Source organism: Citrobacter freundii complex sp. 2025EL-00176, assembly GCF_053309355.1.
On record NZ_JBRYHT010000017.1, the window covers coordinates 72,363 to 86,494 of the forward strand.

The 14,132-nt window shown below is 54.4% G+C and carries 12 protein-coding genes and 1 tRNA gene; 4 read left to right on the plus strand and 9 right to left on the minus strand.

From position 1 onward, the window contains the following. Positions 1-37: 37 nt before the first annotated feature. Positions 38-1,513 carry a ketol-acid reductoisomerase gene (gene ilvC / locus ACVXHP_RS21935; protein ID WP_001726996.1) on the minus strand — a complete coding sequence of 492 codons (1,476 nt, stop codon included), beginning with the start codon at positions 1,511-1,513 and terminating at the stop codon, positions 38-40. Positions 1,514-1,666: 153 nt separating this feature from the next. Between ilvC and ilvY the strand changes: the two genes are divergently transcribed. Both ilvY and fabV read left to right on the plus strand, forming a co-directional pair. Beyond that, the gene (gene ilvY, locus ACVXHP_RS21940; RefSeq protein WP_038634600.1) at positions 1,667-2,569 is read left to right on the plus strand and encodes an HTH-type transcriptional activator IlvY; all 903 of its coding nucleotides are present in this window, start codon (positions 1,667-1,669) and stop codon (positions 2,567-2,569) included. Positions 2,570-2,744: 175 nt separating this feature from the next. Further along, complete coding sequence (fabV, locus tag ACVXHP_RS21945; RefSeq protein ID WP_447572198.1) at positions 2,745-3,938, plus strand: enoyl-ACP reductase FabV; 1,194 nt, start codon at positions 2,745-2,747, stop codon at positions 3,936-3,938. A 63-nt stretch (positions 3,939-4,001) separates the two neighbouring features. Here fabV and ilvA read toward each other — a convergent pair whose 3' ends face one another. The 6 genes from ilvA to ilvL all read right to left on the minus strand — a co-directional run bounded on the left by ilvA (position 4,002) and on the right by ilvL (position 10,652). Beyond that, entirely contained in the window at positions 4,002-5,546 is a 1,545-nt protein-coding gene (gene ilvA / locus ACVXHP_RS21950; RefSeq protein WP_447572199.1) for a threonine ammonia-lyase, biosynthetic, read from the minus strand. Positions 5,547-5,551: 5 nt separating this feature from the next. Further along, positions 5,552-7,402 carry a dihydroxy-acid dehydratase gene (gene ilvD, locus ACVXHP_RS21955; protein WP_316130471.1) on the minus strand — a complete coding sequence of 617 codons (1,851 nt, stop codon included), beginning with the start codon at positions 7,400-7,402 and terminating at the stop codon, positions 5,552-5,554. A 158-nt stretch (positions 7,403-7,560) separates the two neighbouring features. After that, positions 7,561-8,490: a branched-chain amino acid transaminase gene (locus ACVXHP_RS21960; RefSeq protein WP_003829030.1), complete on the minus strand. Its 930-nt coding sequence runs from the start codon at positions 8,488-8,490 to the stop codon at positions 7,561-7,563. Between the two features lie 17 nt (positions 8,491-8,507). After that, entirely contained in the window at positions 8,508-8,771 is a 264-nt protein-coding gene (gene ilvM, locus ACVXHP_RS21965; RefSeq protein ID WP_038634609.1) for an acetolactate synthase 2 small subunit, read from the minus strand. Next, positions 8,768-10,414, minus strand: coding sequence for an acetolactate synthase 2 catalytic subunit (gene ilvG, locus ACVXHP_RS21970; protein WP_316130473.1), 1,647 nt, complete (start codon positions 10,412-10,414; stop codon positions 8,768-8,770). The genes ilvM and ilvG overlap by 4 nt, the downstream gene beginning before the upstream one ends. A gap of 139 nt (positions 10,415-10,553) precedes the next feature. Further along, complete coding sequence (ilvL, locus tag ACVXHP_RS21975) at positions 10,554-10,652, minus strand: ilv operon leader peptide (protein WP_001311244.1); 99 nt, start codon at positions 10,650-10,652, stop codon at positions 10,554-10,556. 349 nt (positions 10,653-11,001) lie between these two features. Here ilvL and ACVXHP_RS21980 point away from each other — a divergent pair, with 349 nt between their 5' ends. Next, positions 11,002-12,522: a YifB family Mg chelatase-like AAA ATPase gene (locus tag ACVXHP_RS21980; protein WP_447572200.1), complete on the plus strand. Its 1,521-nt coding sequence runs from the start codon at positions 11,002-11,004 to the stop codon at positions 12,520-12,522. A gap of 24 nt (positions 12,523-12,546) precedes the next feature. Here the strand turns inward: ACVXHP_RS21980 and maoP are convergent, their stop codons facing one another. Next, positions 12,547-12,885 (minus strand): macrodomain Ori organization protein MaoP, encoded by a 339-nt coding sequence (gene maoP, locus ACVXHP_RS21985; protein ID WP_003018025.1) that lies wholly within the window; start codon positions 12,883-12,885, stop codon positions 12,547-12,549. A gap of 106 nt (positions 12,886-12,991) precedes the next feature. Here maoP and hdfR point away from each other — a divergent pair, with 106 nt between their 5' ends. Continuing rightward, positions 12,992-13,837, plus strand: coding sequence for an HTH-type transcriptional regulator HdfR (hdfR, locus tag ACVXHP_RS21990; protein ID WP_087856748.1), 846 nt, complete (start codon positions 12,992-12,994; stop codon positions 13,835-13,837). Between the two features lie 97 nt (positions 13,838-13,934). Here the strand turns inward: hdfR and ACVXHP_RS21995 are convergent. Next, positions 13,935-14,010, minus strand: a tRNA-Trp gene (locus ACVXHP_RS21995). Between the last annotated feature and the right edge of the window lie 122 nt (positions 14,011-14,132).

Sequence of the window (14,132 nt, forward strand, 5' to 3'; positions counted from 1 at the left end):
AAGCCAACGCATCGGTAAGTCGAAAGACGACGAGGAATTACCCAGCTACTGCAATACGTTTCATATCAGTCATATAGCCACGCAGTTTCTGGCCCACTTTCTCGATAGCATGACCGCGAATGGCGTCGTTCACGTCGCGCAGCTGCGCGTTGTCTACCGCGCCTTCGGCAATCGCTTTGCCCAGGTCGCCGGTCTGCAGCGTAGTCATGAACTCTTTCAGCAGCGGTACGCAAGCGTAAGAGAACAGGTAGTTACCGTATTCTGCGGTATCGGAGATAACCACGTTCATTTCGTACAGGCGCTTACGGGCGATGGTGTTGGCGATCAGCGGCAGCTCGTGCAGTGATTCGTAGTAAGCGGACTCTTCGATAATGCCGGAATCGACCATGGTTTCGAACGCCAGCTCAACGCCCGCTTTCACCATTGCGATCATCAGTACGCCTTTATCGAAGTACTCCTGCTCGCCGATTTTACCTTCAAACTGCGGTGCGGTTTCGAACGCGGTTTTACCGGTCTCTTCACGCCAGGTCAGCAGTTTCTTATCGTCGTTGGCCCAATCCGCCATCATGCCGGAAGAGAATTCACCGGAGATGATGTCATCCATATGTTTCTGGAACAGCGGCGCCATGATCTCTTTCAGCTGTTCAGACAGCGCGTAAGCGCGCAGTTTCGCCGGGTTGGACAGACGATCCATCATCAGGGTGATACCGCCCTGCTTCAGCGCTTCGGTGATGGTTTCCCAGCCGAACTGAATCAGTTTTTCGGCGTATGCCGGGTCGGTACCTTCTGCCACCAGCTTGTCGAAGCACAGCAGAGAACCGGCCTGCAGCATGCCGCACAGGATGGTCTGCTCGCCCATCAGGTCAGATTTCACTTCCGCTACGAAGGACGATTCCAGCACGCCCGCACGGTGGCCGCCAGTAGCGGCAGCCCAGGCTTTAGCAATCGCCATACCTTCGCCTTTCGGATCGTTTTCCGGGTGAACCGCGATCAGGGTCGGTACGCCGAAACCACGTTTGTACTCTTCACGTACTTCGGTACCCGGACACTTCGGCGCCACCATCACCACGGTGATGTCTTTACGGATCTGCTCGCCCACTTCCACGATGTTGAAGCCGTGGGAGTAACCCAGCGCCGCGCCGTCTTTCATCAGCGGCTGTACGGAACGCACCACGTCAGAGTGCTGTTTGTCCGGCGTCAGGTTAACCACCAGATCCGCCTGCGGGATCAGCTCTTCGTAGGTGCCTACTTTGAAGCCGTTTTCGGTCGCTTTACGCCAGGAAGCACGCTTCTCAGCGATCGCTTCTTTACGCAGGGCGTAGGAAATATCCAGACCGGAGTCACGCATGTTCAGGCCCTGGTTCAGACCCTGAGCGCCACAGCCGACGATGACCACTTTTTTACCCTGAAGGTAGCTCGCGCCGTCGGCGAATTCGTCGCGGCCCATAAAGCGGCATTTACCCAACTGCGCCAACTGCTGGCGCAGATTCAGTGTATTAAAGTAGTTAGCCATGATGGTGTACTCCGTGATGTTGTGTGTCTTATTGTTCGGGTCGCGTTTCAGCGAGAATGTACCCACATTACAACAGGAAATTTATTGCGGAAATTGATATATTCACAACGTCACGTTGCAATTTCTGCAATGTAAAGCCGTGAGGTGAAATCGGTGGATTTACGCGATCTGAAAACCTTCCTGCATCTGGCGGAAAGCCGCCACTTTGGCCGCAGCGCACGGGCGATGCACGTCAGCCCCTCCACGCTCTCCCGCCAGATCCAGCGACTGGAAGAGGACCTCGGTCAGGCGCTATTTGTGCGCGATAACCGCACGGTCACGCTGACCGAAGCGGGGGAAGAACTGCGGGTATTTGCCCAGCAAACGTTGTTGCAGTATCAGCAGTTGCGCCACACCCTCGATCAGCAGGGGCCATCACTTTCTGGTGAGCTACACATTTTCTGTTCGGTAACAGCGGCTTATAGCCATTTGCCGCCGATCCTCGACCGCTTCCGCGCCGAGCATCCGTCGGTGGAAATTAAGCTCACCACCGGGGACGCCGCCGATGCGATGGACAAAGTGGTCACCGGCGAGGCCGATCTGGCGATTGCCGGTAAGCCGGAAACGCTGCCCGGCGCGGTGGCGTTTTCCATGCTGGAAAATCTGGCGGTGGTGCTGATCGCCCCGGCGTTGCCCTGCCCGGTGCGTAATCAGGTATCGGTCGATAAGCCCGACTGGTCAACCGTGCCGTTTATCATGGCCGACCAGGGGCCGGTACGCCGTCGCATTGAGCTGTGGTTCCGTCGCCACAAAATCAGCAACCCGCAGATTTACGCCACCGTCGGCGGCCATGAGGCGATGGTCTCAATGGTGGCGCTAGGCTGCGGCGTGGCGCTGCTGCCGGAAGTTGTGCTGGAAAACAGCCCCGAGCCGGTGCGCAATCGCGTGATGATTTTAGAGCGTAGCGACGAAAAAACGCCGTTTGAACTGGGCGTCTGCGCGCCGAAAAAGCGGCTGCACGAGCCGCTGATCGATGCCTTCTGGAAGATTGTGCTGGAGCGCAAAATCGCCGAGTAACGCCAGCGTCTGGCCTAAAATCAGTGGTAGATTCAGTATTGGCACTCCTTTTCTGTATAATGTCCCGTGCCATAATAGATGTGGGGGGCTTGTTAACCATGTCGTTAAGCAAGCCAGAACAGACGGTGTCATTGCGCACTTGACAGCGAAAATACAAACTTAATTAGCCATCATTATGATAATCAAACCAAAAATTCGTGGATTCATCTGTACAACGACCCATCCGACTGGCTGCAAAGTCAATGTGGAAAAACAGATCGAGTACGTTAAGCAAAACGGGAAAATTGAGAACGGCCCTTCCCGCGTGCTGGTGATCGGTGCTTCCACCGGTTACGGCCTGGCATCCAGAATTTCCGCCGCCTTTGGCAGCGGTGCCGCCACTATCGGCGTATTTTTCGAAAAACCGGGCACGGAAACCAAACCAGGTTCCGCGGGCTGGTATAACTCTGCCGCCTTCGATGAAGCCGCTAAGCGTGAAGGCCTGTACTCCAAAAGCATCAACGGCGACGCGTTCTCCGACGAGTGCCGCGATGAAGTTATCAAACTGATCAAAGAAGACCTGGGTCAGATTGATTTAGTGGTTTACTCACTGGCGTCCCCAGTGCGTAAAATGCCGAAAACCGGCGAAATCGTTCGTTCTGCACTGAAGCCGATCGGCGAGGTTTACACCTCTAAAGCGATTGATACCAACAAAGATCAGATCATCACCGCCAGCATTGAGCCAGCAACCGAAGAAGAAGTTCAGAACACCGTTACCGTAATGGGCGGCGAAGACTGGGAACTGTGGATGGGTGCGCTGAGCGAAGCGGGCGTGCTGGCTGACGGCGTGAAAACCGTGGCTTACTCCTACATCGGTACCGACCTGACCTGGCCAATCTACTGGCATGGCGCGCTGGGCAAAGCGAAAGAAGACCTCGACCGCGCGGCGGGTGAACTGCGTAACCAGCTGGCACCGCTCAACGGTTCCGCGAACGTTGCCGTCCTGAAATCGGTAATCACGCAGGCATCTTCTGCTATTCCGGTGATGCCGCTGTACATCTCCATGGTCTTCAAGCTGATGAAAGAACAGGGAATTCACGAAGGTTGTATCGAGCAGATCAACCGTCTGATGACCACCAGCCTGTACGGCAATAAAGTGGCGCTTGATGACAATCAGCGCATCCGTATGGATGACTGGGAACTGCGTGACGATATTCAGCAGGCATGTCGTGACCTGTGGCCGCTGATCACCACCGAAAACCTGGCGCAAGAAACTGACTATGCAGGATATAAGCAGGAATTCCTGAACCTGTTCGGTTTTGCCCTCGACGGTGTGGATTACGATGCGGACGTGAACACCGAAGTCGAATTCGAAGTGATCACGCTGTAATTCTCTGATTCAGATGTAAAAAAGGGTTCATGGAGACATGAACCCTTTTTTTTGTGGCCGCCGTTAGCCCGCGAGGAAGAAGCGGAACGCCGGGTTATGGGTCTCGTCGTGGCACTCATAGCCCAGTTCATTCAGCCGGGTTTCAAAGTCCGGTTCATTCTCGCCCAGCTCAAACGCCGCCAGTACACGGCCGTAGTCGGTGCCGTGGCTACGGTAATGGAATAGCGAAATATTCCAGTGCGTACCCAGGGTGTAGAGGAACTTCAGCAGCGCGCCCGGCGATTCCGGGAACTCAAAGCTGTAGAGGCGCTCTTGCAACGGCTTAGAAGGGCGGCCGCCAACCATATAGCGCACATGCAGCTTGGCCATTTCATCGTCTGACAGATCCACCACGCTGTAACCGCCGTCTTTGAGTAGGCTAAGGATTTCCTTGCGCTCCTCAACGCCGCGGCTCAGGCGCACGCCGACAAAAATGCAGGCATCTTTGGCGTCGGCAAAGCGGTAGTTGAACTCGGTCACCGAGCGCCCGCCCAGCAGCTGGCAGAACTTCAGGAAACTACCCTTCTCTTCCGGGATCGTCACCGCCAGCAGCGCTTCACGCTGTTCCCCCAGCTCGCAGCGTTCGGAAACGTAGCGCAGGCCGTGGAAGTTCACGTTAGCGCCGGACAGCACATGCGCCAGACGTTCGCCGCGAATATTGTGCTGGGCGATGTATTTTTTCATCCCCGCCAGCGCCAGCGCCCCGGAAGGCTCCGCCACCGCACGCACGTCCTCAAACAGGTCTTTCATTGCCGCGCAGATCGCATCGCTATCGACGGTGATGATGTCGTCGAGATATTCCTGACAAAGACGGAAAGTTTCGTCGCCGATGCGTTTGACCGCCACGCCTTCAGCAAAGAGACCGACGCGCGGCAGTTCCACCGGATGGCCGGCATCCAGCGCCGCTTTCAGGCAGGCGGAATCTTCCGCTTCCACAGCAATCACTTTGATCTGCGGCATCAGCTGTTTAATCAGCACCGCCACGCCCGCCGCTAATCCGCCACCACCCACCGGCACAAAAACGCGGTCAAGGTGTGCGTCCTGCTGCAACAATTCCAGTGCCAGCGTGCCCTGCCCGGCAATCACCATTGGATGATCGAACGGCGGCACCCAGGTAAAGCCTTGCTGCTGGGAAAGCTCAATCGCTTTAGCTTTGGCTTCATCAAAGTTGGCGCCGTGCAGCAGCACTTCACCGCCAAAGCCGCGAACGGCATCGACTTTGATATCCGCGGTCGCCGTTGGCATCACAATCAGCGCCTTCACACCTAAACGCGCAGAGGAGAACGCCACGCCCTGGGCATGATTACCGGCCGATGCGGTAATAACGCCGTGTGCTTTTTGCTCTTCGGTCAGGCCCGCCATCATCGCGTAGGCCCCGCGCAGCTTGAAGCTGTGCACCGGCTGTCGGTCTTCGCGCTTCACCAGAATCACGTTATCGAGGCGCGAAGAGAGTTTTTCCATTTTTTGTAGCGGTGTTACCTGCGCCGCCTCGTAGACCGGCGCACGCAGCACCGCTCTGAGATACTCTGCTCCCTCAGGGGAGCCGGACAAGGGTTGTGAATCCGCCATGGTCATTAACCCCCCAGTTTCGATTTATCGCGCACCGCGCCTTTGTCAGCACTGGTGGCCAGGCTGGCATAAGCGCGAAGGGCAAAGGAGACCTGACGCTCACGGTTCTTCGGCGTCCACGCCTGGTCGCCGCGGGCTTCCTGCGCTTCACGACGGGCGGCGATTTCCGCCTCGCTCAGTTGCAGTTGAATACCGCGATTCGGGATGTCGATAGCAATCATGTCGCCGTCTTCGATGATCGCGATGTTGCCGCCGCTCGCCGCTTCCGGGGAAACGTGGCCGATAGACAGGCCGGAGGTGCCGCCGGAGAAGCGACCATCGGTGATCAGCGCACAGGCTTTGCCCAGGCCCATCGATTTCAGGAAGGTGGTTGGATAGAGCATTTCCTGCATTCCCGGCCCGCCTTTCGGCCCTTCGTAGCGAATCACTACCACGTCGCCTTCCACCACTTTACCGCCGAGGATCGCTTCAACCGCCTCGTCCTGGCTTTCGTAGACTTTCGCCGGGCCGGTAAATTTGAGGATGCTGTCGTCGACGCCTGCGGTTTTTACGATACAGCCATTTTCCGCGAAGTTGCCGTACAGTACCGCCAGGCCGCCGTCTTTACTGTAAGCATGCTCCAGCGAGCGGATACAGCCTTCGGCGCGATCGTCATCCAGCGTATCCCAGCGGCAGTCCTGCGAGAACGCCTGGGTGGTACGGATGCCTGCCGGACCGGCGCGGAACATTTTTTTAACCGCGTCATCCTGGGTGACGGTGATGTCGTACTGCTCCAGCGTCTGTGGCAGGGAGAGACCGAGGACGTTTTTCACGTTGCGGTTCAGCAGCCCGGCGCGATCCAGCTCACCGAGAATGCCTAATACGCCGCCGGCGCGGTGCACGTCTTCCATATGGTATTTCTGGGTGCTTGGCGCCACTTTACACAGCTGCGGCACCTTGCGGGACAGCTTGTCGATATCACTCATGGTGAAGTCGATTTCCGCTTCCTGCGCCGCCGCCAGCAGGTGCAGAACGGTATTGGTGGAACCGCCCATGGCGATGTCCAGCGTCATGGCGTTCTCAAAGGCTTCTTTACAGGCAATGTTACGCGGCAGCGCGGAAACGTCATCCTGCTCGTAATAACGTTTGGTCAGCTCAACGATGCGCTGGCCGGCAGTCAGGAACAACTCCTTACGGTCAGCGTGGGTCGCCAGCAGCGAGCCGTTGCCCGGCTGTGACAGGCCCAGCGCTTCAGTCAGACAGTTCATCGAGTTGGCGGTGAACATCCCGGAGCAGGAGCCGCAGGTTGGGCAGGCGGAACGTTCAACCTGCTCGCTCTGCGAGTCGGAGACTTTCGGGTCCGCCCCCTGAATCATCGCGTCAACCAGGTCGAGCTTGATGATCTTGTCAGAGAGTTTGGTTTTCCCGGCCTCCATCGGACCGCCAGAGACGAAGATCACCGGAATATTCAGGCGCAGCGAGGCCATTAACATCCCCGGGGTGATTTTGTCGCAGTTGGAGATGCAGACCATCGCGTCGGCACAGTGAGCGTTAACCATGTACTCAACGGAGTCGGCGATCAGCTCGCGGGACGGCAGTGAATAAAGCATGCCCCCGTGGCCCATAGCGATACCGTCATCCACCGCGATGGTGTTGAACTCTTTCGCCACGCCGCCTGAGGCTTCGATTTGTTCGGCAACCAGCTTACCGAGATCGCGCAGGTGGACGTGACCCGGCACGAACTGGGTAAAAGAGTTCACCACAGCGATAATCGGCTTGCCGAAGTCGGCGTCGGTCATCCCGGTGGCGCGCCACAGTGCGCGGGCGCCCGCCATATTGCGGCCGTGGGTGGTGGTGGCAGAACGATACTTAGGCATGCTTGATTAACTCCCGTCTGTCTTTCCCCTGCATACTTCACGCCGCAGGTGCATTGGCTGCCTCGCTCCCCCCAGTCACTTACTACAGTAAGCTCCTGGGACTTGCTGCGTTGCCGTCTTCCTGCAACGTGAATTATTTTGGGGAAATATTAATATTGTTATTGGTTTACTGAATCCAACCAGCCGTATTTATCTTCCGTCTCGCCGGTGAAGAGGCCAAAGAAGGCCTGCTGGATGCGTTTGGTGACCGGGCCGCAGCGGCCTTCGCCCACTTGAATACCATCGACGCTGCGTACTGGCGTGATTTCGGCTGCGGTACCGGACATAAACACTTCGTCGGCCAGGTACAGCGATTCACGGGACAGCACCTGCTCACGCACTTCGATATCAAGATCTTTCGCCAGCTTAATGATGGCATCACGGGTGATACCCGGCAGTGCGGAAGAGGTAAATGGCGGGGTAAACAGAATGCCATCTTTAACTTCAAACAGGTTTTCACCCGCGCCTTCGGAGATGTAGCCATTCACGTCCAGCGCAATACCTTCCTGATAACCATGACGACGCGCTTCGCTACCCACCAGCAACGAAGACAAATAGTTACCGCCCGCTTTAGCAGCAGTAGGGATGGTGTTAGGCGCAACGCGGTTCCAGGAAGAAACCATCGCATCGATCCCCTGTTCCAGCGCTTCTGCGCCGAGGTATGCACCCCACGGGAACGCGGCGATGATCACATCAGTGGTGTAACCCGCTGGCGGGTTAACGCCCATCCCGACATCGCCAACAAAGACCAGCGGACGAATATAGGCGCTGGTCAGGTTGTTTTTGCGGATTACTTCGCGGCAGGCTTCCATCAGTTCATCAACGCTCTGAGAGACTGGAAAACGGTAGATCTTGGCTGAATCACGCAGACGCTGCATATGTTCACGATGACGGAACACCACCGGCCCTTTGTGAGAATCGTAGCAACGGATGCCTTCAAATACAGAAGTACCGTAGTGCAGAGCGTGGGACATCACGTGGACCTTCGCGTCTTCCCAACGAATCATCTCGCCATTAGACCAAATGTAATCAGCTTTTTTCGTCGTCATTTTTCTTCCTTTTGCGCTCAGGCGCGGATTTGTTGTGATGTGGTTGTGCTCTGGCAGATAGCAACATGTGCAACGTCTACCAGCTTACTTAACTGACTAAACAGTAAGTCGACCGACCGGGGGCTGGCAACGGTCAATTCGATATTTATATTCTGCGCATCGCTGGCGGCTGCCATATTCATGGAGCACACTTGAAAACCACGATGGCGTACCACGCGTAAAACACGTTCTAACGTTTCCGGATTGAAACGAGCCTCAACGGCGACCTGATGTTGCATCATGATAATTTCTCCAGCATTTCTGAGTTGCTGGCGCCAGGCGGCACCAGAGGCCAGACATTCTCAAGTTCGTCGATTGAGACATGAAGCAGGTATGGCCCCTCGCTGTTGAGCATGGTGTCGAGTGCCGCTTCAACCTGGTCTTTACGGGTGATGTGCTGGCCAGGTATGCCGAAGGCGCTGGCCAACATGAGGAAATCGGGGTTATCGGTAAGGGTGGTTTCGCTATAACGTTCCTGGAAAAACAGCTGCTGCCATTGTCGCACCATGCCTAAGCGCTGGTTGTCAAGTAAGACTATCTTCAGCGGCAACTGCTTGCGTTTTACGGTGCCCAGCTCTTGTACATTCATCATGAAAGAACCGTCACCGGAGATACAGATTACCGTATCGTTCGGGCGAGCGACCTGCGCGCCAACGGCAGCTGGCAGGCCAAAGCCCATTGTACCCAGGCCGCTAGAGGTGATGAAATTCTCTGGTCGGGTGTAGGTCATATGCTGCGCCGACCACATCTGATGCTGGCCGACGTCGGTGGTGACTACGCTATCTGCTGGTTTGCGTTCAGACAGCTGTTTTAACAACAGCGGCGCGTAGATAGCGTCACCCGGATGATCGTAGCGCCAGGTATGTTCTGCGCGCAGCTCTGCACAGGACTGACGCCATGCGTCGATCTTCAGCGGTTGCTGTAATGCCGGCAACAGTGAATTTAAATCGCCCTGCAACGCGACGTGTGCCTGACGCAGTTTGTTCATTTCCGCCGGGTCGATATCCATGTGGATGACGCTGGCGTTAGGCGCGAAAGTATTCAGCTTACCGGTTACCCGGTCATCAAAACGTGCGCCCACTGCGATCAGTAAATCACTCTCTTGCACCGCGAAATTCGCCGCTTTAGTACCGTGCATTCCCAGCATGCCCAAATAGTACGGGTAGTCAGCGTCTACTGCGCCCAGGCCTTTCAGCGTGCAGGCAACTGGCATTTGGGTAAGCGCAATAAACTCACGCAGGGCAGAGACCGCCTGCGCCATACCCACGCCACCACCTACGTACAGGATGGGCTTTTGCGCCTGAGCCAGCATTTTACGCGCCTGCTCAACGTCAGCATGCGGGAAAGCCTCTACGTTTCCGACGGTTGTGAAATACGGTTCCAGCGTACCGCTGGCTAACTGGATATCTTTCGGGATATCGACCAGAACAGGGCCCGGACGACCAGAGTTCGCCACGTCGAACGCTTCTGCCATGATACGCGGCAGTTCTTCCAGGGACTGCACCAGGAAACTGTGCTTGGTGCAAGACAGAGACATACCGAGAACGTCCACTTCCTGGAACGCGTCCGTTCCGATGAAAGGTGATGCAACCTGGCCGGTGATCGCCACAACGGGGACAGAATCTAACAATGCATCGGCAAGACCGGTGATCAGGTTGGTTGCGCCTGGGCCGGACGTGGCGATACAAACACCGGTTTTACCCGTAGCACGGGCATAACCAATCGCCGCCATCGCCGCGCCCTGCTCGTGTCGACACAACAGGTGTTCTACGCCGCCGTCATATAACGCATCATAAACCGGCATAATTGCGCCACCGGGATAACCAAAGACGGTTTGAACCCCTTGTGCACGCAACGCATGTACCACCCACTGTGCCCCATTCATAGTTACATCCCCGCCGTAAATCTTGAGAAACAGAATTTTATGCTACCGTTCACTTTCTGCTCCTCGTGTATGTTTTTAAGGTCAAAAAAAACCCCCGGACCTTTCGGTGCGGGGGTCTTAGTTCGTTAAGGCTTGTTTTCTAAGCCTTTCCTCGTCCAAGTGCAGCCCCGCACGGTGGGATAATAATCACCACCACGCTAATCACGACCAGGCTAATCACTCGTAGAAGGGCTGTCATTTTTATATTTTCTTGCATCTTGTTCGAAGGAATACCTAAAGAGTTACCATAGAATTTGCAAATGACACAAGAATTTTTTTTATTCGTTTTTCTGACTCCGGTAACGGTTTTGATAAATAGCATTGTTTTTTATACGAAAAGTTAAAAATGAAAATATTTCACGTTTCAGGCCATTCCTGAGCACACACGCCCCGCGACAACACCTCACAAATACGTTTGCGAGGCTTATTCCTGTTTTCATGCAAAAGATTTAATTTGCAAAAAAATACGCGAATCAGCACCTAAAATACGCAATTAAGTTAAATCTTGCCGCGATACATTGCGCATAATGCCTTCATCAGGAGGGGTTATGTCACTATCGATTGTTCACACCCGCGCCGCGCTTGGCGTGAATGCGCCAGCCATTACCATTGAGGTACATATCAGCAATGGCCTGCCTGGTTTAACCATGGTCGGATTGCCAGAAACAACGGTGAAAGAGGCCCGCGATCGGGTTCGCAGTGCGATTATTAATAGCGGCTATGAATTCCCGGCGAAGAAGATAACCATTAACCTCGCTCCTGCCGATCTTCCCAAAGAAGGAGGGCGATATGATTTACCTATCGCAGTTGCGCTTCTGGCCGCTTCTGAGCAGCTTACAGCCCATCATCTTGATAACTACGAGCTGGTAGGTGAATTAGCGCTTACAGGCACGCTACGCGGCGTTCCAGGAGCGATTTCAAGCGCAACCGAAGCAATACGCGCAGGCAGGAGAATTATTGTCGCAAAAGAGAATGCCGCTGAAGTCGGACTGATACATGGTGAAGGGTGTCTGATTGCCGATCACCTACAATCCGTATGCGCATTTCTCGAAGGGAAGCATGATTTAGACAAACCTTTATCTGCAGACTTTACGCCAGAAGCATTAGCCGATGATCTGAGCGATGTCATCGGTCAGGAACAAGGCAAACGCGGGCTGGAGCTCACTGCAGCTGGCGGTCACAATCTGCTGCTTATCGGCCCTCCGGGGACGGGAAAGACCATGTTGGCCAGTCGCCTCAGAGGGCTGCTTCCGCCTCTTAGCAACGATGAGGCACTGGAAAGTGCCGCGATACTCAGCCAGGTCAATTCCGCTACGATACAAAAACAGTGGAAGCAGCGCCCCTTTCGCTCACCGCATCACAGTGCCTCATTAACCGCCATGGTAGGTGGTGGGTCTATTCCTGCGCCGGGAGAGATCTCTTTGGCGCATAACGGCATACTATTTCTGGATGAATTACCTGAGTTTGAGCGGCGCACGTTGGATGCCCTGCGTGAACCTATCGAGTCCGGGCAGATCCATTTATCCCGCACTCGGGCTAAAATAACCTACCCTGCGCGCTTTCAACTCATTGCTGCAATGAATCCAAGCCCAACGGGTCATTATCAGGGAAACCATAACCGCTGCACCCCAGAGCAGACGCTGCGTTACCTCAATCGATTATCAGGACCGTTTCTTGACCGTTTCGATCTCTCCCTCGAAATCCCTTTGCCTCCGCCCGGCATACTCAGCCAGAGTGCAATGAAAGGGGAAGATAGCGCCACGGTGAAGCAACGCGTTATCGCCGCACAAGAGCGTCAGTATCGGCGGCAAAATAAGTTAAACGCGCATCTGGACAGTCAGGATATACATGAATATTGCCGACTTCGCAGTGATGATGCGCAGTGGCTTGAAGAGACATTGGCGCATCTCGGATTGTCTATCCGCGCCTGGCTGCGATTGATAAAGGTCGCCCGAACCATTGCGGATCTCGAGCAATGTGACCACATTACCCGTCAGCACTTGCAGGAAGCCGTTGGGTATAGGGCGATAGACAGGTTACTCATTCATTTGCAGAAACTACTGACATAAAAAAAGGGCTTTCGCCCTTTTTTATTAATCATCAGATTCGGTGTAGTCTTCTGCACCTTCCACCTGAGGTTTCCCACCAGACAGCGTGTGGAAACGTTTTGGACGCTTAATACGCGTCATATATTTAGACCACACGCGTTCAGCTTCGGTAACCGGTTCACGTTCACCACGGCATACCGCAACAAACAGTTTTTCTTCTTCCGTTACCGGCTCACGTTTGCCCAGATCCAGCTCGTTGAAAGCATAACCGTGACGCTCAAGCAGTTGTGCTTCTTTAATGGTGAAATCACCATGACGGGAGAATCCGCGGGGATAATATTTATTGTCGAAATATCGATTAGTCGTCGTAAAGCTTTCCGCCATCCTGCACGCTCCTAATTCTTTGGCCGAGCTATTTATGGCGCGGAGTATTAGTTACGCTTGACAGAGCGTCAAACAAAAGATTTAAATCATCACGACAAATAATTTTATGGAGCGAGTTGTGGATACGGAATTGTTAAAAACTTTCCTGGAGGTTAGCCGGACACGCCACTTTGGCAGGGCTGCTGAAGCGCTCTATCTGACCCAATCGGCGGTTAGTTTTCGGATCAGACAACTGGAAAATCAATTGGGTGTCAATCTGTTCACCCGACACAGAAACAATATCCGTTTAACCGCGGCAGGTGAGAAGTTATTGCCTTACGCTGAAACACTAATGAATACGTGGCAAGCAGCACGCAAGGAGGTCGCGAATACCTCGCGGCATAACGAGTTTTCAATTGGTGCCAGCGCATCCCTTTGGGAATGTATGCTTAATGACTGGTTGAGGCGTTTGTATCAGTCACAGGAGCCACAAACCAGTCTGCAGTTTGAAGCGAGAATCGCTCAACGGCAGTCGTTAGTTAAGCAGCTACATGAACGTCAGCTTGATCTGCTGATCACTACCGAAACGCCCAAAATGGACGAATTTAGCAGCCAACTGTTGGGATATTTCACGTTGGCGCTCTATTGCAGTTCACCTTCACAAACCAAAGATGAACTGAATTACCTACGCCTGGAATGGGGACCCGATTTTCAACAACACGAAGCGGGACTGATTGCGGGAGATGAAGTGCCGGTACTCACCACCAGTTCGGCAGAACTGGCCAGGCAGCAACTTTCTGTCCTTAAGGGCTTTAGTTGGTTGCCGGTTAACTGGGCTAAAGCCAAAAGCGATCTACACACGGTTACCGACAGCACAACGCTGTCACGTCCTTTATACGCAGTCTGGCTGCAAAACAGCGACAAACATGCACTTATTTGCGATCTGCTAAGAACAAGTATTCTGGAAGATTAAAAGCACTGGCAAGGATGCCGGAAGTAATACAGCAGAAAGGCATAGCTCAAATTGCAGATAAAAAAAAATCCTTAGCAAGAATGCTAAGGATTGTTTCTGGCAGGGGCGGAGAGACTCGAACTCGCGACACCCGGTTTTGGAGACCGGTGCTCTACCAACTGAGCTACGCCCCTAAATTTTTTTATCATTAAGCCTGCTTAGTAGCAGGCTTAATTTTCTAATAAGTGGCGGAACGGACGGGACTCGAACCCGCGACCCCCTGCGTGACAGGCAGGTATTCTAACCAACTGAACTA

Coding starts and splice junctions, on each gene's coding strand:
- ilvC (WP_001726996.1), bottom strand. CDS start 1,513: ATGGCTAACTACTTTAATACACTGAATCTGCGCCAGCAGTTGGCGCAG.
- fabV (WP_447572198.1), top strand. CDS start 2,745: ATGATAATCAAACCAAAAATTCGTGGATTCATCTGTACAACGACCCAT.
- ilvA (WP_447572199.1), bottom strand. CDS start 5,546: ATGGCGGATTCACAACCCTTGTCCGGCTCCCCTGAGGGAGCAGAGTAT.
- ilvD (WP_316130471.1), bottom strand. CDS start 7,402: ATGCCTAAGTATCGTTCTGCCACCACCACCCACGGCCGCAATATGGCG.
- ACVXHP_RS21960 (WP_003829030.1), bottom strand. CDS start 8,490: ATGACGACGAAAAAAGCTGATTACATTTGGTCTAATGGCGAGATGATT.
- ilvM (WP_038634609.1), bottom strand. CDS start 8,771: ATGATGCAACATCAGGTCGCCGTTGAGGCTCGTTTCAATCCGGAAACG.
- ilvG (WP_316130473.1), bottom strand. CDS start 10,414: ATGAATGGGGCACAGTGGGTGGTACATGCGTTGCGTGCACAAGGGGTT.
- ilvL (WP_001311244.1), bottom strand. CDS start 10,652: ATGACAGCCCTTCTACGAGTGATTAGCCTGGTCGTGATTAGCGTGGTG.
- ACVXHP_RS21980 (WP_447572200.1), top strand. CDS start 11,002: ATGTCACTATCGATTGTTCACACCCGCGCCGCGCTTGGCGTGAATGCG.
- maoP (WP_003018025.1), bottom strand. CDS start 12,885: ATGGCGGAAAGCTTTACGACGACTAATCGATATTTCGACAATAAATAT.
- hdfR (WP_087856748.1), top strand. CDS start 12,992: ATGGAGCGAGTTGTGGATACGGAATTGTTAAAAACTTTCCTGGAGGTT.